The sequence below is a fragment of the Oscillospiraceae bacterium genome, from assembly GCA_022483045.1.
Taxonomy (GTDB): domain Bacteria; phylum Bacillota; class Clostridia; order Oscillospirales; family Acutalibacteraceae; genus Caproicibacterium.
On the sequence record JAKVOA010000002.1, the window covers coordinates 150,809 to 173,828 of the forward strand.

General features: G+C 44.9%; 28 protein-coding genes and 2 pseudogenes. 10 read left to right on the plus strand and 20 right to left on the minus strand.

The genetic code is table 11. The annotated features are described in order from the left end of the window. Window positions 1-5: 5 nt before the first annotated feature. From LKE53_09505 to LKE53_09590, 18 genes and pseudogenes are all read right to left on the minus strand, one after another. A complete protein-coding gene (locus LKE53_09505; protein MCH3972976.1) occupies window positions 6-281 on the minus strand; it encodes a hypothetical protein in 276 nt (91 codons plus the stop codon). Continuing rightward, a complete protein-coding gene (locus LKE53_09510; GenBank protein MCH3972977.1) occupies window positions 251-646 on the minus strand; it encodes a DUF1905 domain-containing protein in 396 nt (131 codons plus the stop codon). The genes LKE53_09505 and LKE53_09510 overlap by 31 nt, the downstream gene beginning before the upstream one ends. 69 nt (window positions 647-715) lie before the next feature. Then, window positions 716-1,375, minus strand: coding sequence for a chloramphenicol acetyltransferase (locus LKE53_09515; GenBank protein ID MCH3972978.1), 660 nt, complete (start codon window positions 1,373-1,375; stop codon window positions 716-718). Window positions 1,376-1,463: 88 nt separating this feature from the next. Next, window positions 1,464-1,913 (minus strand): SufBD protein, encoded by a 450-nt coding sequence (locus LKE53_09520; protein ID MCH3972979.1) that lies wholly within the window; start codon window positions 1,911-1,913, stop codon window positions 1,464-1,466. After that, a complete protein-coding gene (locus LKE53_09525; protein MCH3972980.1) occupies window positions 1,876-2,631 on the minus strand; it encodes a hypothetical protein in 756 nt (251 codons plus the stop codon). Before LKE53_09525 ends, LKE53_09520 begins: the two co-directional genes overlap by 38 nt. Before the next feature lie 50 nt (window positions 2,632-2,681). After that, the gene (locus LKE53_09530; protein MCH3972981.1) at window positions 2,682-3,467 is read right to left on the minus strand and encodes a methyltransferase domain-containing protein; all 786 of its coding nucleotides are present in this window, start codon (window positions 3,465-3,467) and stop codon (window positions 2,682-2,684) included. A 38-nt stretch (window positions 3,468-3,505) separates the two neighbouring features. Beyond that, a complete protein-coding gene (locus tag LKE53_09535; GenBank protein MCH3972982.1) occupies window positions 3,506-4,030 on the minus strand; it encodes an isoprenylcysteine carboxylmethyltransferase family protein in 525 nt (174 codons plus the stop codon). Between the two features lie 110 nt (window positions 4,031-4,140). Further along, entirely contained in the window at window positions 4,141-4,890 is a 750-nt protein-coding gene (locus LKE53_09540; protein MCH3972983.1) for a YoaP domain-containing protein, read from the minus strand. A gap of 54 nt (window positions 4,891-4,944) precedes the next feature. Then, a pseudogene (locus tag LKE53_09545) lies at window positions 4,945-5,061 on the minus strand (sugar O-acetyltransferase). A 434-nt stretch (window positions 5,062-5,495) separates the two neighbouring features. Further along, window positions 5,496-6,257, minus strand: a complete 762-nt coding sequence (locus LKE53_09550) for a CPBP family intramembrane metalloprotease (protein MCH3972984.1) — start codon at window positions 6,255-6,257, stop codon at window positions 5,496-5,498. Between the two features lie 148 nt (window positions 6,258-6,405). Beyond that, window positions 6,406-8,007 carry a hypothetical protein gene (locus tag LKE53_09555; protein MCH3972985.1) on the minus strand — a complete coding sequence of 534 codons (1,602 nt, stop codon included), beginning with the start codon at window positions 8,005-8,007 and terminating at the stop codon, window positions 6,406-6,408. Beyond that, window positions 7,997-8,713 carry an ABC transporter ATP-binding protein gene (locus LKE53_09560; protein MCH3972986.1) on the minus strand — a complete coding sequence of 239 codons (717 nt, stop codon included), beginning with the start codon at window positions 8,711-8,713 and terminating at the stop codon, window positions 7,997-7,999. Before LKE53_09560 ends, LKE53_09555 begins: the two co-directional genes overlap by 11 nt. A gap of 173 nt (window positions 8,714-8,886) precedes the next feature. After that, window positions 8,887-9,339 carry a GNAT family N-acetyltransferase gene (locus LKE53_09565; protein ID MCH3972987.1) on the minus strand — a complete coding sequence of 151 codons (453 nt, stop codon included), beginning with the start codon at window positions 9,337-9,339 and terminating at the stop codon, window positions 8,887-8,889. Window positions 9,340-9,369: 30 nt separating this feature from the next. Next, window positions 9,370-9,864 (minus strand): AAA family ATPase, encoded by a 495-nt coding sequence (locus LKE53_09570; protein ID MCH3972988.1) that lies wholly within the window; start codon window positions 9,862-9,864, stop codon window positions 9,370-9,372. A gap of 50 nt (window positions 9,865-9,914) precedes the next feature. Further along, a complete protein-coding gene (locus LKE53_09575) occupies window positions 9,915-10,958 on the minus strand; it encodes a GNAT family N-acetyltransferase (GenBank protein MCH3972989.1) in 1,044 nt (347 codons plus the stop codon). A 236-nt stretch (window positions 10,959-11,194) separates the two neighbouring features. Then, window positions 11,195-11,932 (minus strand): MerR family transcriptional regulator, encoded by a 738-nt coding sequence (locus tag LKE53_09580; protein MCH3972990.1) that lies wholly within the window; start codon window positions 11,930-11,932, stop codon window positions 11,195-11,197. Next, window positions 11,929-12,837, minus strand: coding sequence for a DUF2268 domain-containing protein (locus LKE53_09585; GenBank protein ID MCH3972991.1), 909 nt, complete (start codon window positions 12,835-12,837; stop codon window positions 11,929-11,931). The genes LKE53_09580 and LKE53_09585 overlap by 4 nt, the downstream gene beginning before the upstream one ends. Window positions 12,838-13,247: 410 nt before the next feature. After that, window positions 13,248-14,645, minus strand: a complete 1,398-nt coding sequence (locus tag LKE53_09590) for an MATE family efflux transporter (GenBank protein MCH3972992.1) — start codon at window positions 14,643-14,645, stop codon at window positions 13,248-13,250. A 64-nt stretch (window positions 14,646-14,709) separates the two neighbouring features. On the opposite strand from LKE53_09590, the pseudogene LKE53_09595 reads away from it, so the two are divergent. The 10 genes and pseudogenes from LKE53_09595 to LKE53_09640 all read left to right on the plus strand — a co-directional run bounded on the left by LKE53_09595 (window position 14,710) and on the right by LKE53_09640 (window position 21,886). Beyond that, window positions 14,710-15,236 (plus strand): annotated as a pseudogene (locus LKE53_09595) (PadR family transcriptional regulator). A 390-nt stretch (window positions 15,237-15,626) separates the two neighbouring features. Then, window positions 15,627-16,052 (plus strand): hypothetical protein, encoded by a 426-nt coding sequence (locus LKE53_09600; protein MCH3972993.1) that lies wholly within the window; start codon window positions 15,627-15,629, stop codon window positions 16,050-16,052. A gap of 93 nt (window positions 16,053-16,145) precedes the next feature. Further along, window positions 16,146-16,604: an AraC family transcriptional regulator gene (locus LKE53_09605; GenBank protein ID MCH3972994.1), complete on the plus strand. Its 459-nt coding sequence runs from the start codon at window positions 16,146-16,148 to the stop codon at window positions 16,602-16,604. A gap of 60 nt (window positions 16,605-16,664) precedes the next feature. Beyond that, complete coding sequence (locus tag LKE53_09610; protein ID MCH3972995.1) at window positions 16,665-17,414, plus strand: CPBP family intramembrane metalloprotease; 750 nt, start codon at window positions 16,665-16,667, stop codon at window positions 17,412-17,414. 23 nt (window positions 17,415-17,437) lie between these two features. After that, window positions 17,438-17,959 carry a GNAT family N-acetyltransferase gene (locus LKE53_09615; protein ID MCH3972996.1) on the plus strand — a complete coding sequence of 174 codons (522 nt, stop codon included), beginning with the start codon at window positions 17,438-17,440 and terminating at the stop codon, window positions 17,957-17,959. Between the two features lie 62 nt (window positions 17,960-18,021). Next, a complete protein-coding gene (locus LKE53_09620) occupies window positions 18,022-18,645 on the plus strand; it encodes a CatA-like O-acetyltransferase, family 2 (protein ID MCH3972997.1) in 624 nt (207 codons plus the stop codon). Then, a complete protein-coding gene (locus LKE53_09625; protein MCH3972998.1) occupies window positions 18,646-19,683 on the plus strand; it encodes a hypothetical protein in 1,038 nt (345 codons plus the stop codon). 41 nt (window positions 19,684-19,724) lie between these two features. Further along, window positions 19,725-20,510 carry a nitroreductase gene (locus tag LKE53_09630; GenBank protein ID MCH3972999.1) on the plus strand — a complete coding sequence of 262 codons (786 nt, stop codon included), beginning with the start codon at window positions 19,725-19,727 and terminating at the stop codon, window positions 20,508-20,510. A 25-nt stretch (window positions 20,511-20,535) separates the two neighbouring features. Next, entirely contained in the window at window positions 20,536-21,042 is a 507-nt protein-coding gene (locus tag LKE53_09635) for an effector binding domain-containing protein (protein ID MCH3973000.1), read from the plus strand. A 133-nt stretch (window positions 21,043-21,175) separates the two neighbouring features. Continuing rightward, the gene (locus LKE53_09640; GenBank protein MCH3973001.1) at window positions 21,176-21,886 is read left to right on the plus strand and encodes an alpha/beta hydrolase; all 711 of its coding nucleotides are present in this window, start codon (window positions 21,176-21,178) and stop codon (window positions 21,884-21,886) included. A gap of 67 nt (window positions 21,887-21,953) precedes the next feature. Here LKE53_09640 and LKE53_09645 read toward each other — a convergent pair whose 3' ends face one another. Continuing rightward, complete coding sequence (locus LKE53_09645) at window positions 21,954-22,250, minus strand: hypothetical protein (GenBank protein ID MCH3973002.1); 297 nt, start codon at window positions 22,248-22,250, stop codon at window positions 21,954-21,956. A gap of 5 nt (window positions 22,251-22,255) precedes the next feature. Continuing rightward, a complete protein-coding gene (locus tag LKE53_09650) occupies window positions 22,256-23,020 on the minus strand; it encodes an ABC transporter permease (protein MCH3973003.1) in 765 nt (254 codons plus the stop codon).

The window sequence follows — 23,020 nt, forward strand, 5'->3', positions numbered from 1 at the left end:
ACCCTCTAATCATGCGGCGTCATAATTTCAAGGCAGCTGATGATTCTGCCGCCTGAAGCACCGGAGGAACCGTAGTATTTGCCGCCATACCATAATCTGAACGCGCCATCACTGTATACGATGCAGCATTTTGGCAAATCAATTTTTTCGCCTTTCGGGTATCTCATGCTTTCTGCATAGGTTATTCCGTAATAGTCCAGCGTTTCCCTGATTTTTGACCAGGAAGCAGGGGATTTCCCCATCACGGTCTCTATTTCCGCCAGCGGAACTCCCGCAAGCATAGCAACACAGCAATGTCCACAGCAGCAATTGCTTTCGTGGATTTCTTCGATTGAGTCGATTTTCCTATCGGGTGTTCCCTCGAATAGGGACTGTCGTGATTGATTCGCGACAGCATTTCAATCGGCTCCATGCTGATTTCATATTCTTCTTTCGCTTCCAGCAGCAAGCGTATTTCCTTAGGCACAGGAATTAAATATTTGCCGCTTTCTTTTGGAACGAGCTTGCACTCAAATGAATTGCCAAGAATGGACACCCTGCTTGGAATGTTCCCCTTTAACCCTGTTTTGTCCCACATATTAAACGGAATATCCGCAAATGCACGATCACTCTGTAGGTATATTGACGCGTTAAATTTATATATCATTTTTCTCCGCCTCTCCTCGCTCAAAAAAAACAAATCGTCCTTTCTATTAAATCAAAGTTCCTGATAGGCTCACTTTTTAAGCAGCTGATCTAAGTGCAAGAGATCTGTTTGCAGGAATTCCAAAAAGGTTTTGATATGATACCCGTCCGTTGCAGCATGATGGCAGGTCAGGGACAGCGGCATATAAGTTCGATTACCTTCCATAAAGAACTTTCCGGCTTCCACAGAGGGGAAATAGTATGGTTTATTCTCATAGCTCTGGACAGCAAAATGCTCAAAGCTGACCCAAGGGATGCAGGAAACCGTATACGCATTGGCAGGCGGCGGAGTTTGCGGCTGACTAAGCACGCCGTGAACATCTCCGAACCGCTCCTGATTGGCAAGATAAGCCTGATAGAAGTCCGAAAAGCTGTCGCTGTACTCTGTCCACATCAGCGAAAAGGTGTGATCGTCCTCATGAAAAGAGGCATACAGTGGGGTCAAGGTATCATAATAGCCAAGCTGTCCGTCCTTTTCAGTGACCTTAAACTCCACTTGCCGGTTCAGATTTCTGGTGACCAGCCAAAGATACGCGGGGAAGAATTTGATTCCCCGCTCTTTTGTAAACTCTCTTAATTCAGTCACATCCACATTGACGGTAATGGAGTAACCTGTCGGCGCCATTTTAGAAAAGTAGTAAAACATCTGACCACGCGGCCAGCTTTGTAGATCAATAGGTGTAAAATTCATAATATTCATCCTCTCTTTCTGGAAAAGCATACTTCGGTATGCGATGCATTACAATCAACGCTCCGTAGAGTTATGCGTCAAATTCCAGTCATTGCCCTGCATAATCTGGAGTTGTCAGTATTCGCTCTGTTTCGGAAATATCCTTTTCTATGAGCGGACGCATCGTGTCTTTATACTTGGACAAATCAGCATTACCTAAAGCAGCTAATATCTTTGGAATGTATTCTCGTTTTGTCTGTCCTATTTGCGCAAGTGCTTTGATACATTGCCTTGCTGTAATTGGCTTTTCGTCTGTAATGTGAGATAAAAAGGCAGACATAATCAAATCAAACTTATTTTCATCATCCCACTGAACATTTGCCGCAAGAATGTATAGAGCTCTATTTCTAACGAGTGACTTCGGATGACCCAGCAGGGTGGCAAAATCATCGAAATATTCATACCACTCGTCTGTCTTTTGACTTTCAGATATGATTTTGTCTGAAATTGCACAAGCATATTTATCGTCTTTCGATGTCAATTTTGCTATAATATCCAATTACATCACCTCCACAACTCCAAGTTTGCTGGTTCACAATGTGCTTAAACTTGCCGCTCCTTTTGCTTGCCGCGGGGGCATCCGGCGCAAGCACACAGGAAAAATCCGTGACCTTCTGTGTCGCAAGAAAGCGAGTTAAGGCTTCCTTGGCCTCAGCAAACGCCGCCTCTTTGCTCACGCCCACAGCAGGAACAATGCGTAGAATGCATTCGTTATTATCTTTGACTGTCAGCTGAAAGCGGCTAAGTGAATGTACTTCCTTTAATGCAGCATAGATTGCTAGTGGTGCAATTTGTATACGTTTTCCGTTCTGTTCAAAGCTTGTCACATCATCGGTGCGCCCTTCTATCTCCAACCATGGGGATGGATTGCCTGTTGAACCACTGGTGGTATATACCTGATAGATTCCATTAAGCTTTTTCCCAAGATTGTTGCGACTACTCATGAACTGATTCACATCATCCAGCTTAACTGCGCGATCTGTGACCCATTCATCCCAATTTGCCATCAATTGTGGCTTTGTTACCGGCGGCAAATCACTCAGTTCTGGATTTTCCGGTAAGCCAGCATAGAGCTTGGCGTAATAGGGACTGTGCTCTCTTGCATAGGTAAGCAAATCTGCATATCGTTTGCTGCGCAGAGCATCACGGTCTGATATGTCCATTTTTTGATAATCTTTACACAACTTTAAGGCTTTGAATAATCCGATCGATTTCATTCTTTTCTCATCGTATGCCAATCCCTCGAAATTCGCATTTTTCATGCAGCTCAACACTTTTTCAGTTCTGCAATTGCGCCATAGTGTAAAACATCAAATTCTGCCGGTGCAATGGATCTTAGGAGCTTTTGATGCTCCGCTTCCCACTTTTCAACTTCTTTTTGCGTTAGGGAAGCTCCGATTCCTCGACAAGCTTTCATTCTTCCATTCCAACTATTACGTGTGAAATGAACACATATCGGATATTCTTCATGGTAAACCAATTCAAATTTTCCCTTATAATAATCTGGTATTTCTATTGGATGAATGTATTCTCCTGCACCACTCCACGTTGGGTTGTATTTCAGCACCAGTTCTTCGCTTGCTCCAGCAATTTTATCTTCAAAAGGCAACCATGCCATATATAATACTAGAATACGTCCATCGGGTTTCAGCATACGATAAAAGCTGGCTTGTGTCTGCTCATGATTAAAATACCAAAAGCATTGACATGCTGTAATTACATCAAAAGTGTTATCAGGGAAGTCAATACGTTCCGTAGGGATGCAATAATAGTCTATATCCATACCCTGTGAAAGAATTTTTGCCTGTTCAATCTGATTCACTGAAATATCGGTACCCGTCCATTTTGCACCATAGCTATACATGTTTCTTGGAAGGACCCCTGTTCCTGTTCCAACATCGAGTATCCTTTGACCATCTACACATAAATTTCGTTTCACAATTTTTTCATAAAATTCCTGCGGATATACATCTCGGAACCTTGCATAATCCGTTGAAGTTTTACCCCAGTCAAAGGCTTTACCGCCATCTATATTTTTATCTGTAATGTTCATCTGCTTACCTCAACAATTTCCATGATTATCCGATTATATTATTTCCATTTTTCCCCCTGCCATCTTCCGAGATACCGAAAAACACGTTTTCGATACTGCAAATACTTCTCCCCGAAGGTGTTCGTTAAATAAATTTCCTCCTGCAAAATTTGCAGATGCAGCATCACGATGGCAAAGAGGGTGAAGGCAATTGTGAGCAGATTACAAAACATCAAACAGATACTGATGTACATAAAATCAAAGCCAAGAAAAGCAGGATTGCGGCTAAATGCGTAGATTCCTGTAGAAACGAATTCGGTTTTGTCCTTTTCCGGGATGCCTGCCCGCCAGCTATCCTTCATGGTCAGCACCGCAATCAGGAAAATGAGATTCCCAAGCATTCCGGTTAGAAAACCGGTAAAGCGAGCGTTATCCGGCAGCCAGCTTAGATTCAGTACAATAGAAAGCAGCTGCACCGGCACAATGCAAAGCGTGGCAACAGACATCAACACTTCCACGGTGTGAATACTTTTTTCCTTTCGCGTTCCAATTTGATGGGTACGGATTCCATGCTTTTTCTGCACCAGCAGCTTGCCGAAATAAATCCCGTAAAAAGCAAGCAGCACAAGCACTGCAAGTATTTGAAAAATCGTTTCTCTGTTCATTTCATGCTCCCTATTGTTTGGATTTTGTTCTATTTGCTCTGTGTCAGTTTCAAAAACTTCTTGTCGTTGAATTGTTCATTGGTTAAAAATTCGCCATTGTAAAACATCGCATAAGAAGTACAAGGGGTTGGTACAGCCTGCGCCTGTTCTTTTGTTTCAATGTGAATTGCCTTGAACGGGATATTGTTTTCTGCCGCTGTCTGCTCAACGATTGGGACATACTTGCCATTAAACGGACACTGGTTTGTATAGTACAAAACATAACCTTGTTCTTCGATGTGCGGATGCTTGGCTGCTTCTGTAAATCTTGGAATAGCAGCATTTTCGTCAAATGGGAGATACATCAGGTTGATTCCGGCTTCGGATGTATCTGCGACTCTGAATCCTTTATAAATCAAATGCTTGGGGTCAGAAAGAAAAGGTTTCTTCTTTGCTGACGAAAGAATGCAAAGCCCCGATTTTCCCTTTACCTTACTGTCCTCAATACACTGATTTAGCAAATCATTTGAATAGCCATGCCCTTTGAAGGACCCCGATACCCAGAAGCAGTCAATATACATATAGTTTTCTGCAAGAATAGGAACCCACGCATTTTCGGCAGGAACATACTCAATGAAGCATTTTCCTCTTTCAGCACCTTTCAGAAATACAAGACCGTCATCAAAGCACTGCATCAGCCAGTCTTTTTTTGATGATACCTGAATATCTTTGTTGCCCGAAATCGCACAGCAAATATGTTCTTTTTCAATATTGCTCCTGGTGACTTGTATATACTCCATTTTTCTTCCTCCCGTTGACTTCTTTTTCTATATCTTCTTAATGAACTTGGCCGGATTTCCGCCCACCAATGTATCAGGGGCAACATCTTTGGTCACAACAGCTCCGGCCGCAACAACTGCTCCTTCTCCAATCGTAACACCCGGACAGATGACTGCTTTGGCACAAATCCATGCCCGCTTTTTAATCCTGACTGGCTTGTTGATGAGTATTTCATGCTTTTTGAAATCATGATTTGATGTGAGTATCGTCACCTGCGGTCCAAACAGCACATCATCCTCTATGGTAATGCCACCGAGAGACATAACATCCAAGCCTTCGTTGATCATCACACGCTCACCAATGGAAACAGGGTGGCCGCGATCAATCTGGAATGGCGGCGTAATGCGGGAACTTTTTGGCAATTTTTCTTCCAATAGTTCCTCGGTAAGTTCTCTGACTCTGACGTCATCCGGTTGCAGTGCATTGATTTTCTGACACAGGATTCGGCTGCGCATGGTTTCTGGCCATAGTATTTCTTTAAACTCTGCTGAATTTACTGTATCAATCGGTTCTCCTAACTTTGCCCTTTCGTAAATATCCATCTGCTAATTTTCTTCTTTCACAATTATGATATCATCTTGTCAACGCATGTTTTAGCACTGTGGTTTTTTGCTTCTACCCTAATCAGATAAATCATATATGCAAGCAACACAATCGTCTGAATTGTTACAAGTACGATTTCCATATTGGAATCGACATCATTCCCTATCCAGCTACAAAAATCATGTAAAAAGTGTAAAAAAATACAAGGATAAATGCTCTCTAAACGTATGAAAATAATAGCCATAATCACACCATAAAACAATGCAAAGAATATCTGTAATATGGTCGTACCCAAAGAGGCTCCTCCAAGCACATTCATCAAATGTGTTCCCCCAAAAAGTAATGCTGAAACAATAACAGCCTTCTTTTCACTTCGATTTTCATACCAGTTTTTAAGGATAATGCCCCTAAAGTATGTTTCTTCAGCAAATCCAATTCCTAATGTCAAAACCAGGTTTGAAAAGAACAAACTCCTATTTGAAGAACTCGCACCATTTATGCACCCTGAAAGAGCAACCAAAATCAAGGGTAATAAAAACAGAAGACTTCTAAGAGCATTCCATTTTGGTCTTGCATAACCTATACAACTGACATTTTTATTTTTTACAAGAAAAAACAAAATTGCTATCATCGCAGATGCCCAGATGAAGATACTTTGAGTCCATTTGGCCTCGGCTCCTTCCATTCCCTGAATTACCACGATTGAACCCTGAATAAAAAAGAAAAAAATAATTGTCAGCATTGCACAGAATGTTTCATATATAAGTCTTTTTGTAGTTTTCATTTTAATACATCTCCTCATGATTGCGCTAGCAGAGGGTTTCATCATATCGTAATCTGCTCGCCCAATCCGACCAATGGCATTCACAGCCCTTTCCCTTAATAGAGTTTCATCGATGTCAAGATTTTAATTTTCTTTGCGAATGCTTGCTTCAAAGCTTTTTTCTGTTAGCGCCAACAATATTTCGATACAATTTGGCACTCACCGCAAACAGCGCCGCAGCAATAACAAGCATTAAAATTTTTCCCTCCACTTTTGCGCTCAGGAAAAACACCAGTACAGCAAGCAGCAGTTCCAAAATCATATTCACAAAAATCCCCAACAGCGATGTCACGCCCTGCTTGATGACCTCGATCTCATTCTCCCATTCAAAATTCGGAAATTTCTTGCCCGCCCACATGCCGAAGGTCGTTGAAAACGCTATCGCGGCAAACAGAACAATGAGATACATCAAAAACATCACAACATCTAACTTCAAGGCAACCGTAAAGCAAATATCACAAATTAACGCTGCCGGAACCAAAAGCAGCAGATTAAACGCCATTTTCCCTTTGAAAATCATGCTTTCTTCAATGGGAAGGCTTTTCATAATCCAGACATTTTTTCCTTCCAGTGACCATGATACGCAGGTTGTACAAGTCATGGTAAGTATCATGGCAACGCCAAAGGGAATTGCTGCCACAAACCCCTGCGGCATCACACCAATTCCCATTGTTTCTAATGCTTTGTCTATCCCAACAAATGCACATACAATCGAAACCGCCACTGCCATGAACATCCCCATCCCCACATTCATTAAATACGCAATCGATGAGGTAAAGCGTTTCAGTTCCTTTATGACAATCGCATGCAAAATCGTGTGGGACTGCATTTTTCTGACCTTATAGTTTGATTTACCGCTGCTCGTCATCAGCGCCGTGTTGATCGCTTTATATTTGATTGAAACAACCACAACGAACACGAAATACAGTCCAACAGATATCCCCAAAAACAGAAGCATCGAAAGAAAACGATTCTCATTGACCGCCTGCTCAAACAAAATCGACAGCGGATACAATTTGTGAATCTGCACTTCCATCATTTCGCCCAGATCTTCGATTCTCTGGAAAAACTCCGCGTTGCTTCCAGAACCATTCAGCACAAAGCTAAGGCTCATGGCTGCAGCAATCAAAAGTAGAATCAAAACTGCCTGCACGAACACCTTAAAACGAAATCGTGATCCCACTGCTGCAATCAGTGCACCAAGTGCAGCCGCAATCGTCATAGGCAGTAGCGGCGTAAAGCAGGCGCCAATCAACCAGATTACATAGGTAAGTACGCCGGGCTTTTCAAAAATCGCATAACCCACACACATAGGAAGCATAACACACAGGCTGAAAATCAAGTTGTTGATATACATATAGAGAAACTTTGATGTAATTACCACCTGTGTCGAAACCGGAAATGCCATCAACATATCATAATCTCGAAATGCAAATAGAAATCCATTTGTTTTAATAAATGTAAACACAAGTACAATCACTGCGCTGATGGCCAGCGAATAGCCCGGAATCACATACGCCATCTTTAGGTATCCATAGCCATACGCAATGAGAAAGCTATATCCCACCAACATCAGCGCGACAATCGCAAGCGCAATATACACGCCAATCGTCCGATGCCGCTTCTTTGGGTCTTTCTCGTAACGGAGCGCCTGAAGGGCAGACTGGTTCCTGTATTGTGCCAATAAAAGCACCCCTAATTTACCTGACATCCTCCGCCACCTCCATGAACACATCTTCCAGCGACTGGTCTTTGGTCAGTTCTTCCATCGTTCCGGCTGCGACAATCTTTCCCTGTTTGATGATTGCAATTTTGTTGCACAGCTTCTGCGCAACCTCCAGCACATGGGTCGAGAAGAAAATGCTGCAGCCCCCGGCGCACAACTCCCGCATCACATTTTTTAGATCCAGTGACGCTTTCGGGTCCAGCCCCACAAACGGTTCGTCCAGCACCATCAGCTTCGGTTTATGGATCAGTGCCGAGATGATGGCCACCTTCTGCTTCATTCCATGCGAATAAGACGAAATCAAATCCCCAAGCGCTGGCGTAATTTCAAATAAATCCCCATACTTTTTAATTCGTTCTTCTCGGACGGTTCCGTCAATCCCAAAGATATCCGCCACAAAATTCAAATACTGTATCCCTGTCAAATGCTCGTATAAATCCGGATTATCCGGAATATATGCCGTTTCCCGCTTACATTCTACCGGCTCCGTCTTCATCGAATGACCATTGATGAAGATATCGCCTTCCTCAAACTCCATCACGCCCACGACTGCGCGGATCGTCGTACTCTTACCTGCACCGTTATGGCCGATAAATCCGTAGATATCACCGTCCTCGACTGTCAACGTCACGTGGTCGGCTGCGCGTTTTCCCCCTGGATATGTTTTTGAAAAATCCTTAATTTCCAGCATGGGCTTCTCCTCTACAATTTCGATCTTTCGTTCCCGACAAATCGCATACCATCAAATATTCTGTTTGAATTTTTCTAATCCTATAATCCATATATAAACCTTTCCACGCAGCAAATTCTGCGGCTGTTTGCTGTTTTTCATTCTTTCTCATACATAGACAATTGGGAGGTCTCTTACAGTTTATACTGCATAAAATTACCATTATGAACAAATCCGTATGCAGTGTATAATTTAACTCCCATATCAGAAGCAGTAATTTGAATAGTCCCACATCCCTGCATCCTTGCCTCATCGATAACTCTGTTCAAAAGTTCTTTCGCAATGCCCATTCTTCTATAATCTGGATTTGTATACATACTTGATAAAAGTCCCATTTTCCCACTTTGACATCTATAATATGGTGGTTTCTCAACAATGGACATTCCGCTTGTGCCTATTATCACGCCATCTTCTATCGCAAGCCATGACACAAATGAACCATCTTTCATATGTTTGTCATAGTAATCCATTAGAGCAGGTCTTAAATCAAAATCTTCTTTTGCGCCCTCTTCTCTAAGATGGTTTATTCTTATATTTATAAAGGTTCCAAGTTCATTTTCTGTCAGTTTCTTGAATTCCATCTTCATGATTCTCTTCCTCACAAATTCAGGTTGTGCCTACAGCACGCTTATTTCCTCTGCAACTTCTTGAATTGATTTTCCATCGGTAACTATTTTGATACTAGTGAGTCTTTGATAAAGCGGTAACCTTGCGATACTTCTGTCCAGCACATCCGCTGTTCGGATACCGTTTTTAACATCCTTCAAAATTCTTTCTGCAAGGGTTTCTTTTGTGGCGGTCAGTGACACAATTTTTACTTCACAATTTGCGACATCCACTCGGTTGATAATCGTGTCGATAATTTCCTGCTCGTGCATTACCCAGCAAAATATGATGTTATCATAGGCAGAACAATGAACAAAACTGTTCAGCAGGTAGCAGATATTATTCATTACCATGTCTTTCGTTTCTTCCGTTACGCAAAATGGACTGGCATCCCAGCACCAATCACCGTCAAGAAATACCGCATCGGGTAATTTTTCCTTGAGGCATTGTGCAACTGCGGTTTTCCCCACACCCATTGGGCCGCCAATCAAAAACAGCTTTTTCATGGTCCTCTCCCCATTCCTTCCAGCTTGCTGTGCTGCTTTGATCTATGCTTTTATCTGCCCAGCGGCGCGTCCGGCACGGTGACGGTCAGGCGCTGACAGGGATAGTCAAAGGCCGTCAGCTCCTCAGCCGGGGCAAAACCCATGGCTTTATAAAACGCGCGGGCCTCCGCGCCCGTGGGATCGCCCTCACGATAGGTCACAACGGATAGCTCTGCTCCCACAGGCAGCTGCGCCGCCGCCGTTTCCACCAGCTTTTGCGCAAGACCGCGCCTGCGGTATTCGGGCGACACGGCAAGGAAGTACAGCTCCCGCCGCTCCCTGGAATAGAGCAGCGCGGCAGCAATTTCTTCTCCGCTGCGAAAGAGCCACGCTTCGCCGCGCTCTATGCGCTCGGCAAGCTGCTTTTCGTATTCCGCTTCATTCAAACCGGGGAAGTGCTCCCGGGTAGCAGAAACCAGTGCCATCCAAGCCGGAATGGCCTGCGCTGTTGCCCGTTCCGGGATTCGAAGTGCCTGCTGCTCCAGCGGCATACCCATGAGCAGGCTCACGCCGCGCTTGATTTCCGACCGATTTTCAAAGTACGTCTCTCTGTCCTCATGCAAAATCGCGCTGCCGACCCCGTGGGTCAGATAGAGAGCGGCGACCTGCGGCGCAAGGGGCGGCTGCACGCCGTAATAATCGCTTTGAATCTCCACCACCTGCTTAAGATACGGCTCGATGAGCGTAAGCGTATGCTCCCGGATGGCCCAACGCACCGTGCGGTGCATTTTATCCGCATATTTTTCCCGGAAGGCAGCGGTCTCCCGCTCCATGTACTCGAAAAAATCCTGCATAACACGGCAGGGATTTCGTCTGCCGTGCTTGACAATGCGGGCAAAGTCCGCCTCATATCCGGCAAAAAAACGATCCAGCACCTGATCGAAGGCGTCGTCCTTGTTTTTGAAATAATAATAAAACAGCCCAATCTCCGCGCCAGCCTGCTTCATGATCGCGCGAACCGAGGCGCCGTCAAAGCCCTGCTCCATAAAACAGCTTTGCGCCGCGGCAAGGATATCCTCCCGTTTGTTTCCTTCCATACCCGCTTTTCTGCCCATATTGCGTAACCTCCCCATAATTGAATAACGCTCAATTATTATTATACTCATGTTTTAGACAGATGCAATAGGATTATTGAATAACGCTCAATTTATGGGCAAAAAAATTTAACGCCCTTTTCGGTTAAAGCATGGACACGATGGATATCATCAGGCAGCACGAAAGTCGCTGTAAAAGCCAAAGAGAAGCATCAAAAGGCAAAGCCGATAGCCACTGAGCGGTTATCGGCTTTGCGTCATTCTTTTGTTCTGCAATAGATTTCAATAGCGGCAGCCATAAATGCGGCAGTTCCTTCTCCGCTTTTGTCAATATTTTGGGTAAACCGTTCATCACCAACGTACATCAGTCCAAGGCAGGACAAAATCTCTCTTGTACAATTATAAAAATTGGAGTTAATATAGCCCTGCCATTTTTTCACTAAGGCTTGTGCTTCCTTGCTGTCAGGCTGAAGATTGCGGCACTCGCCGAATTCCTGCAGAATCGCTTGGCCCTCACCGGATAAAACGTTCCACTGTGCGTCAACATAGCTGCCGGCCTTTTGCTCGCTTTCGGCATAAGCCGCAGTATCACCCCAACGTGCCTTGACCTCAGCGGCATATTTTTTCTTGGTTGCTTCCATTTCTGTCATGTCAAATTGCTTAAAACTCATATCCTTTTCTCCTTTTAGCGTGTTGTCCACCAGGTGAATCAAAGCGTCCAGACGAGTTCGCTTCTGCAACAGCAGTTCCCGCTGTTTGGTCAAGGCGTCTCTCCTGTCGTAATGCGGATTAGACATCATGTCTTTAATATCATCCAGACTAAATTCCAGCTCTCTGAAAAACAGAATCTGCTGCAATGTCTCCAGCGTTTCATTATTATAAAGACGGTAGCCAGCCGATGTAACTTCGCTTGGCTTTAACAAACCGATTTCATCATAATAATGCAGGGTGCGTACCGTGACACCGGTCAGCTTTGATACTTCATTGATTTTCAATCCCAAAAATCCTCCGCTTCCTTCAAAATGTCCGTGGCAGGCATGATCGTTGCGTCAAATACGGATTTTCCGGTTTTTTTCAAATAGTGCTTGACCAAAGCATAACCGCAGGCATATCCTCCGCAATAAGGCATACCAATGGGCTTGCCTCCACGCATCGCCATAATTTCATCTCCGTAAAGGAACGACGACAGCCTGTTGAAGTCAGCCTCCATCAGATTCTCTTTGATCATAGGCTTGATCAAAGCTTTCAGTGTTTCAGCACTGGTTTCGGCCACCCATTTCCCGATTTTATCTTCCCCATACATGGCGGCGGCAAAATTCTCCGCAAGCCCCTCAGACACGATCATATCTGCAAGGGTAACGGAAGGACTCCATTTCATAAACTGCCAGCGCACATTGTGATTTGTTTCATGCGCCAATGCAACCGGCAGCATTTGCATTGATTTATCATTGGGGATGATCGTACCGGTAATGAATCCCGGAATGCCGCCGTCACCGCAATAATCGCCTGTCATTGCAGACATTGGATTTTGAGTATCATTCAGGATAACAGTAAAAACGTAGTCCTGTTTAGGCAATGAAATGCCGTGACGTTCAAAGCCCTCAAGGGAGTCTCGAATGCTTTTTTCACAGGCGTCCCAAAACTGCTCGTCACTGATTCTTGTAATTTCTGCATCGCGTTCAGCGGTAATTTGTGAAGGGCGATAGTCGCCGCCCATTCCGGCAGCTGCTACCACATCGTAGCCGCCTTCGGTTTCTGCTTTCAGTGGGATGCCTACACATTGCCACTTAAATTCAAATGGCTTCATGAGCTCATAACGGTAAATGTTTTCTTTTTCCTCATTTGTTGCAGCGATCATTTTGCGATAGATCTTATCAGATCGGATTGCTCTTATATTCATAACCAAAATCCTCGTTTCGTTTTTGTGTTGTGTTCGAACTACAATTACACCGTACACTATTACGGAACGTAAGAGTCAAGGCTTTTTTTTGAAAACAAATCCAAAAAAACAGAGCCTGCCTTATTCTGTTATCTTTCTTTTGCCGGAAAAGCTTTTGAAAACGATTTTGAATACGCAGACAGCGTTTGCCTGCTCAGCATGAAATCCTTCATCTTTTCCTGATGGATGCTTGAACATGCAGTTAAGTGCCGCGCATTTTTCATGCGTATCTTCAATAAACAACACCTTGCCGTCTCCGATGACGCTGGAAAAATAGTAGCCGGAATTGCATGGCGTTTCCGGAAAACGATAAAACAACAGACGCTGTTTGTAAGCCTCCGTTGAAAAAAGTGTTATTGAGCGACCTGCTGTTAGCTTTGTTGCTCTACCTCTAATGGCCTTTCTTCCGGAAGAACAGTCGCCCGTTCCGCTTTCAGCTGACGATGCAGAAGAATTGCCATAAATACAGTTATGCCAGCGGAAAGAACGTCCGCAATGGGCTGTGCAAAGAGAATACCGTTAAGTCCCAGCCATTGCGGAAGAAGCAGAATCACAGGAATAAAACAAATGCCCCGTCTGCAAGCGCCCAGGAAGAAGCCTTCTTTGGCTTTTCCCATGACAAGAAAGAGGAACGAATAGACGGTATAGAAACCAAAGAGAAGGAAGGTTGCTCCGTTGGCGCGCAGAGCCACTTTCCCGATTTCAATCATTTGCAGATCATCTTTTGTAAAGGCAGACACAATTCCGCCTGAGAAAAGGACTGCGGCCAGGCCAAAGATCAGGCAAAAAATAGTTGACCATACAATGTATGTTTTAATCGCTTGATTCAAACGGTCGAATTTTTTCGCTCCGTAACTGTATCTGGCAATCGGCTGGAATCCCTTCAGGAAGCCGAAAACGACAAGCGTACCCATGGACAGGATCTTCGTCACAGGCCCCATGGCGGCCAGCGCGGAACCGCCATAGTCTTTTGCCGCGCTGTTGATCATGGAAATGGAGAGGCTGGTCAGCAGCTGGAAGATCAAAGTTGGAATTCCGATTTTCAAAATCTCAGGCATAACATCTTTCGTACAGCTGTACTCCTTGATGCTGAAGTTGAAAATGCTTCTTTTCTTGAAAATGTAAATCAGATAGACGCAGGTGGATACCATCTGCGACGCAGCGGTATCGATAGCCGCACCGGTAATCCCCATGTTCCATGTATAAATGAAAATTGGATCCAAGATCACATTCAGAATAGCACCAGCCAGCAATGCGCACATCGCTGTTTTTGCGGCGCCCTCACTGGACACGATGTTGTTCATAGTCACGTTGAATACATTGAAGATTGAGAAAATGATATAAATGCTTGTGTAAGAAATCGCATAGGGCATCATTTCTTCCAGCGCACCCAACCTGCGAAGAATCGGCTTCAGGAAGATCACAGAGCAAAGAATTACGAATGCTCCCATGATAACGCTGCTATAAAGCGCTGTACTGGCAACCTTGTTCGCGGTCTTTTTGTCTCCGCGCCCGAGCAGCCTTGACAGATATGCCGCAGCACCGTTTCCAAACAGCAGTCCAAGACCGACGACGATTTGTCCAAGCGGATAGGCCACGGTAATGGCTCCCATCTGATTGGTTCCAAGTCCTCCTACAAAATAGGCGTCAACCAGATTGTATAGGGCGTTGATCAGCATGCCTATCATTGTGGGAAGTCCCAAAGCCAAAAGGGCTTTCGGAATGGGGGCGCTCCCCAGCAGTTCTAGTTTCGTGTTTTTTTGATCCATTTTGTTCTCCTCTCATGCTTTGCAAGATAAATTATAGTAGTTGTCAAGTGGGAAAGGAGAAAATATGGCCACCATAGATTTAATCGTGCAGGGAATGCTAAAGGATCAGGATTTAAGCGCGTATGACATTCAAAAGCTGGTAGAATATCGAAACATTTCAAAACGGGTGAAGGTAAGTACACCTGCAATCTATAAGAAGGTGCTTCAGCTTGAAGAAAAAGGATTGATCGAAGGAACTGCCGTCAAGGAAGGTAAGATGCCGGAGAAGGCTGTCTATTCTCTCACCGAGGCGGGAAAAAAGAATTTGAGGTACTTATGCTGGAAATCGCGGAAAAGCCGATTTATATTTTCCTGGACTTCAATGCGGTCATCGTCAATCTGGATAAACTGACGCCGGAATTGAGAACTCGCTGTCTTGATTGCATCGAGCATGGCGTGAAGGAACTGAAATCCTATCTGGAAGACAACATCGCTCTGAAAGAGGACGCTTCTGACATCCCGGAAACAGGCTTGGCTGTTTTGCAGCAGCAGTATATTTTAGTGCAGGCCATTGAAACGTGGCTTATCTCGCTGCAGCCGAATGACGAATAAAAAGGCCTGTCAGCATCCGGGCCTGGCACTGACAGTTTTTTGCCTATAAATTGAGCAATATTCAATAATTCTGTTGCTTTTATAAAAAATCTAAGTATAATAGTAATTGAGCATTATTCAATTATCCGAGGTTGAAGCGATTTTCTTGTCAGTGGCTGACCGTCACCGTGCCGGACGCGCGGCTGGGCAAATGAACGGCGAAATCAAATCAGAACAACAAACCGGAAATTGTAGAGCAAGATTGTTTATATAGCACGAAAAGGAGGTGTTTTGCAAGAATGCGTGATACAAAAAAACGATTTGAAGATTTTATAATTTAACGCAAAACAGGAGCCATCCTCTGAACGCAGCAGATCATGCAGGAAAGTAAATTTATGGAGAACAGATAGGATGAATTATCACGCGGAAGTACTGGATGTTAGTTTAGTACAAAAGAAAATGCTCAAAGAATATACAGCAGTAAGCGTCCGGAAAAGATTCCTTGGCTTGTTGAAAATCTATACGATTTCCATCCCAGAAAATCAGATAGAAGAAACCGTAAAAAGGTTTCAGAACAATTTGGGGAATGCCTTACATAAGGAATGGTATATTACATCCCATACCGATCATCAGGCGATTGTGTTGTTTCGAGAAAAGTCGTTTAGACTCAATACCGAAGGAATCCAGCCCGTTCATTATCAGTTGCTAAACACAGAGGGTGCTGCCGATAAGCAGAACTGGGATAATATGATTGCATACGCAAGATCACTGGGGGTACCGGATGACCAGTGTGATTTTTTGCCGGATGATTATAAAACACAGCAATACGATTCTTAAGCATGGATTCCTGCCGTAAAAACGAATAAAGTAGGATATTGTTATCATCCGTACTGTAAAACCAGAAAATGAAATGAAAGAAGAAAAAGAACTATGGCTTACTTATTAAAAGAAATTACGATTCATACAGACAACTCAGAGGGTGGAATGAGCAAGATGGGTGAGGTCTGGCAAGACATCGTCAGCGGAAAACTTCCATTGATGTTTGATAGTGCCGGAGCTTTTCAGCAGGGCTTGTCTCCTATCTCCAAATATGCAAACTATGAATCAGATGAAACGGGTGCCTACGACCTGACAATCTTCACCGCAACAGAGGATTTCTTTGCGCGGATGCAGGAAAGAGTACAGGCCGGCGAATACCGCGCCTACGATTTTGATGGTTCGAGCATTCAGGAAGCCGCAAATAAAGCGTGGAATCAGGTCTGGGAAGAAAAAAGAAGCGGTCAGCTCTGCCGTGCTTTTACAACGGACTACGAAAGTACGGTACCGGGTGACTACGCAAAGGATGGCAAGGCGCATTGCTATTTATACATTGCGGTAAAATCGTGCTGACAGCGCGCCGTTTTATACGATAGAAAGCTCATGCCGCAGAGGCTAAAAGGAGATAAAACGATGGAAAGAAAAAAATCAGAACTGTTCGGTGTGCTCGGCCGAATTCTGGCGTATGTCATCGTAATAAGCGTGTTTGAGAGTATCTATGCTTCTCGCGGCGGTCAGGCGTGGCGTATCATACCTTCTGCCGTCATTCTGGGGCTGCTTTTGGCAGGTATGGCAAAGGGCAGAGATTTTGAACGGCTTGGCTTTGCTGTCCATACGCCGATGCCGTGGCGAAAGGCGCTGTTTTTACTGCCGATGATCGTCGTCTCCACGGCAAATCTATGGCATGGAGCCGTTCTGCGCTACGCGCCGCTTGATACGGTCTGGTACATCATTGCTATGCTGTGTATCGGATTTATTGAGGAAATTCTGTTTCGCGGCTATCTGCTGCAGCTGCTTTTGAAGCGCTCCACGCGCCTTGCTATTCTGATTTCTAGTTTGACCTTTGCGCTGGGACATATCGTCAATCTCGCAAACGGCGCGGAGCTTGTACCCACCCTATTGCAGCTTGTCTATGCACTGGCGATCGGCTTGATGCTCTCGGTGTTCGTGGTGAAAACCGGGCATCTGCTGCCGTGCTGCCTGTTTCACGGCGTGTTCAACGCACTGGCGGCATTCAGCAAGGAAGCCGGACAAACTGTGGGCTACCAGATTGCCGTTTGTGCAGTCATCAGCCTGCTCTCGGTGGGATATGCGGTTTATCTGTGGAGACGAAAACTGCCGGAACTAACAGCAGAGATGGCAACAAAAGAATCGCTAATTTGAATGTGAGGAGGTAACATAGCGTTATGATAGAAACCGAAAGATTGTTTTTGCGTGAAATGCGTGAAAACGACTATAACGCGCTGTATGCGGTACTTGCTGATTCCGATATCATGCGCCATTACCCCTATACATTTGATGAAACTCGTGTCCGTGGTTGGATTGTCAAAAATATCGAGCGGTACCACATATTTGGTTTTGGCTTATGGGCGGTTGTATTGAAGTCCGACGGAAAGATGATCGGTGACTGCGGATTAACGATTCAGAATATTAACGGAGTGTACAGCCCCGAAATCGGATATCATATCCGCAAGGACTGTCAACGAAAAGGTTATGCAAAGGAAGCGGCTGCTTCCGTCCGTGACTGGACATTTTCTAATACTCCGTTCCGGTTTGTGTATTCCTATATGAAATCTGCGAATACGGCTTCCTCCTTTACAGCACACTCCATTGGGATGAGAAAAGTCGATGAATTCCTTGACGAGGAAAATGACATCACGGAGGTGTACGGTATAGCCAGAGCGGAATGGGAAGCATTAAGCCGATAAACCCTGATTTTATCGAGATGATTGAGAAAAACATGGTTATAGCAAACAGGTGAGGTATGGGAATGACAAAAGAAATTGATCCACAAGAAACAAAACGTGCAGCGGCTTTTGATCTATGGATGCACGCCCCGAATTCCATGGTGACTTTCTTTAAGACACTGGATGTAACACCATTGGTACGCTTAAGCCGCAAGCACAACCTGAAATTCAATATGCTGCTCTGCTGGTGCATTGGCAAGGCAGCCTCCGATGTGACAGAGTTCTATTTGCTCCCGGTCGGAGAAAAATTGATGCAGTATGACCAAATTGCCGTCAACACAATCGTCATGAACAAGGCTGGTGAGGTTAGCTCCTGCGATATTCCGTTCAGCGATGACCGGACACAGTTTAATCAGGATTACCTGAAACTTACAAAGCAGGTCGCCGAGAGCTGTGAAAACCATGATCTAACGGACAGTATGGTCATCGGCACTTCCGCCATTACTAACGTGGAAATCGACGGAGCTGTCGGGATGTATAGCGGCATCTACAATAACCCTTTTATGATCTGGGGCAAATATCGGCGTCGCAGATTCAAAGCCGTCTTGCCCGTGTCCTTTCAGTTCCATCACACACAAATGGACGGTGCTCACGCGGGAAAATTTTTGAAGCGCCTGCAAGATGAAATACATGATTTGAGGGTATAAATGAGGTATCAAAGAAATTCAAACAATCAATTCACAGAATGGTTTGTTGACAAAATAGAAAAAGAATATCCTGATGATGTGGATCTGGTGCTGGGCTGTTCCTCCCTTCAGGCTCCCGGATATGAGGACGACACGCGTCCTGACATTTTTGTACCGGCCACAAAACGGGGTTACGAGCTGGCATCATTATTCTTAATTGGTCGATGCAAATATGACATCTACCCCCGGTCATGGGATGAAATTGAACAGTATGTTGCGCTTGAACACTATGATACCATGCTGTTTGCCGATTCTACACTTCTCTATGCCCGAAATGAAAATATTGTCCTGAGGTATCAGGACTGTTTGTCGAGACTGGAGTCTAACAGAAATAATCCGGACATCACAATGCGTGCAGCAGTTCACGACTATAACCAGGCACTTGACGTATTCAAAGCGTGCTGCCTCGAAACAGACTTGTCAGCCGTTATGATGTGTGGCGGTTATGTATGCGATTTTCTTGTTCATTCGCTGGCTTCAATAAACGGCACTTACATACCGAAGTCGTTTACAGGACAATATGAGTTCATTTTGAGTTGCAAAAAACGTCCCGATGGCTTTGAGCAGCTTTGGTATGCGGTAAACAATTCTCACGATGCAGGTGAAATTAAGCAGCTCTGCTCGCAGCTTTTGGCAAATATGAAAGTGTTTCTTGGGCAAAACGAAACCAATGATACATCCCCGGATACCGATGGACTTGCCCGTTGGTATGAGGAAATGACAGAGGATTTCAATCGCATTCGTGGATTTGCCGGGAGAGGTGAATTCATGAATGTACGCGGATGGGCAAGCAAGCTCCAATGGGAGCTGAACAATGCGCATAATGATTTTGGGCTGCGTAAATTTTCTCTGTTATCTTCTTTTGATAAAAACAAGATGGATGACTTTTTACACGCCGTGGACGACTGCGAAAATTACATTGAAGAAACTATAACAAGAGGCGGCGCTTCACTGCGGCGTTATGCGGATGTAGCGGATTACATCAAGAACCACAGGTAGCCTCGCATTTTGTGATAATGCTTTTCTAAGCAGTTGAAGATATGTGCCAAAATATATTGATGAAAAGTGATGATCGTATGGTGGATTATTATAAGATGCTGTTCAAGCGGAAATCATTTCATCTGTTCCGTGAGACCGATGTAATTTCCGAGAATGAGCTTCGTGAGCTTGAGAGTTTTGTCAGGACAGCGAGGCCTCTGGATGAGAGTATTCGCACAGAGATTCAGATTGTGCCGGAAAGCGAAACGACTTGTACCCGAGGCGCACAGTACTGCATTTTGTTTTACAGTGAACCGCGTGAAAATTATCTGCGCAATATCGGCTACATAGGAGAGCAGATTGATCTTTATCTTGCTTTCAAAGACATCGGGGCCTTGTGGTTCGGCATCGGGCGGCCAAAGCAGGCGGCCCCGGAGGGCATGGAGTTTGTCATTATGATGGCAATTTCTAAAATGCCTGCCGAAAAGTTTCGCCGGGATCTGTTCAAAGCGAAACGAAAACCGGTGTCTGAAATCTGGGAGGGCGAGCTTCTCCCCCTTGCCGATATCATCCGTTTTGCACCCAGCGCCTGCAATACGCAGCCCTGGATCGTTGCGCATGAGGACAACAAGCTCCTGATCTACCTTTACAGGAAGCCCGGGAAACGAGGCATTATGCCTGCCGGCAAAGTGAGCTTCTATAACAGGATCGACATCGGCATTTTTCTGTTTTTCCTTGAAACCTGCCTTGTGCATGAAGGATATCATTATGAAGCCAAACAATACCTATATGATAATAAAAACTCTTTCGAGCGTGAACTTGCTGCGGGGTATTTGTTGGAAGAATAACGAATGAAAATTTGTGGAGGTATATATGATTAAGGTTAAAATTGTTGAAAAAAATGCCTTTTTAGTATGTGGGAAAAAAATATGGATAACAGGACAACACAATGAGGAATTTGGTGAATTTTGGGATAAGTCACACAAAACCGGTTTGGTCGATTTGCTAAAGGAAATTTCAAATCCTAAAGAAATGGAACCGGCTGTTATGGGAATTTCAAGAGTAGAAAAAGATCCGAATAATAGAGCGTTTTATTTTTATATTTGCTCTGAAACAGAGGCTTTATCTACTACGTATGAGGATATGGAGTCCTTTGAGGTCCCGGCAGCTAAATGGGCTGTTTTTTCAAATGTTTCCAACAATGACAATTTAGCTGAGGCATTAATAAAAGCAGAAATGTATTGCCATATGGAATGGCTAAAAAAATCCGGATATATTCATGCAATGGCACCAGAAATGGAGATATATCCACTTAATGATGGAACACTTGTTGAATATTGGCTTCCAATTGTAGATGCTCAGAGCTCCCGCCAATCCTGATTGAAGTAAGATTTAGATTGAATTATACAGATGAAAAGATGTACATTCTATGTATACAGCTGGAAATTATAAGGAAAACAGGGAGTATATGTAGTGTTCTCTGACTTACATTAATTACACGCGGAGGTGTTACATGAAAACAGGATTTTATCAGATCGGCTCTATTCCGGCGGTTCTCTATGGAGAGCCGAGTGAACAAGGCTATTTGTTTCTTCATGGTCAGGGCGGCAACAAGGAAGAAGCCGCCGCTTTTTCGGAGATCGCCGTTCCTGCCGGATATCAGGTTTTAGGTATCGACTTACCGCAGCACGGCGCGCGCAAGGCGGAGGCAGGCGGCTTTGACCCGTGGACGGTGGTGCCGGAGCTGCAAGCGGTTCTGGCCGAGTGGAAACCGCACTGGAGTAAGATCTCTCTGCGTGCAAACAGCATCGGAGCCTATTTTTCCATGCTTGCCTTTCAGCATGAGCCTATCGGCAAAGCACTTTTTGTATCGCCCATTGTTAATATGGAACGGCTGATTCTCGACATGATGGGTTGGGCTGGCGTCACCGAAGAAGAACTCCATGCGCAGGGAGAAATCCCGACAAACTTCGGTCAGACACTTTCCTGGCCGTATCTTTGCTGGGTGCGGCAGCACCCCATTACCGGATGGAAAACGCCGACCTCCATTCTTTACGCAGGGCACGATAGCCTGACCTCGCGCCAAACCGTCACGGCCTTTTCCGAGAAGCACAATGCGAACCTCACGGTCTATGAAGAAGGCGAGCATTGGTTCCATACGCCTGCCCAGTGTGACCGCCTTCGGGAATGGGAGCGGCAAAGCCTTTCATCATTTCTGAAATGATGAGTTCTGTAAATGCCAAGTGGCGGCTCTGAAAAAAACAGAGTCGCCGCTTTTGGTATGTACCCGGTCAATGCAGCATGTTCAGCAGCAATGCCATTGCGAGAATTCCCGCAATCAGCAGTACCCAGAAAGCACTGATTACCGTGGATATAACATTTGCCTCGCTCCGGCTTTCACTGCTTTTTACGCAGACAATCGAGAGAATCAACCCAAGTAAGACACAGACCATATTTTCGCCGCTCCAAACTGTGCGCACGCTGTCTGAAAGCGTCATCTTGAGCAGAACAGGAATGAATGTCGCAAGAGGCAAAATGCTGAATACCAGCGCGGTGAAGCTCAAAGCTTTGTATTTTTTGCTTTCCATAATGATTACCTCATTTCTTTCTTTCCGAATTGTGTGACTGCCACCGTGATGGCCAGCGCAAAGGCCAGAACGGCGCAGGGTAAAAACGGTATCATCTCAAATGTGATCTCCGATGCCGCAGACGAGAACTGATGCAGCGAGCAGGACACCAGATAGCCGCTGTAACAATAGGGGTATAGAATCCATGCCGGTGTGTTCGCAACCAGGATGCCGCCAATGACAAGCAGCAGGTTTAAGCCAACGGAAAACAGCGTTTTTTCAAACAGCACAGTAATAGCCCACATGGTCGCAAGGCATGGCAGCATGGTCAAAAAGAGGCCGCCGCACCATTTGAGCAGGTAAAGAAACGGCAGGGTTTCAGTAACGCCCATTGTGTTGGTGGCAACAAGTCCGGCCACGATAAACACCACAAGGAATACCACCATTTCCATCAGAAGATAAATCATCAGAACGCAAAACTTCGCTAGGGATAATTCCCTGCGACTTACCGGCAATGCCAGCATTTTCAGAATGCCGTTGTTCTGCGTCTCACGCCCTGCAATCATCACGCAGACGACGATCATGGAAAGCGGCAGCAGATAATAAGCATAGAGCAATTCACTTTGAATGAACATGGCAGGCCATGCACCTTTGTATTCTGCCGTGAAATAGGTGCTCAGATTTGCAATGCCGGAGACGACGACCAGTATGGGAGCAATAAAAATCAGGGGAACAATTTTGGAACGCTTCACTTTTGTGAACTCGATCCCAAGCAACTGGACAAATGACAT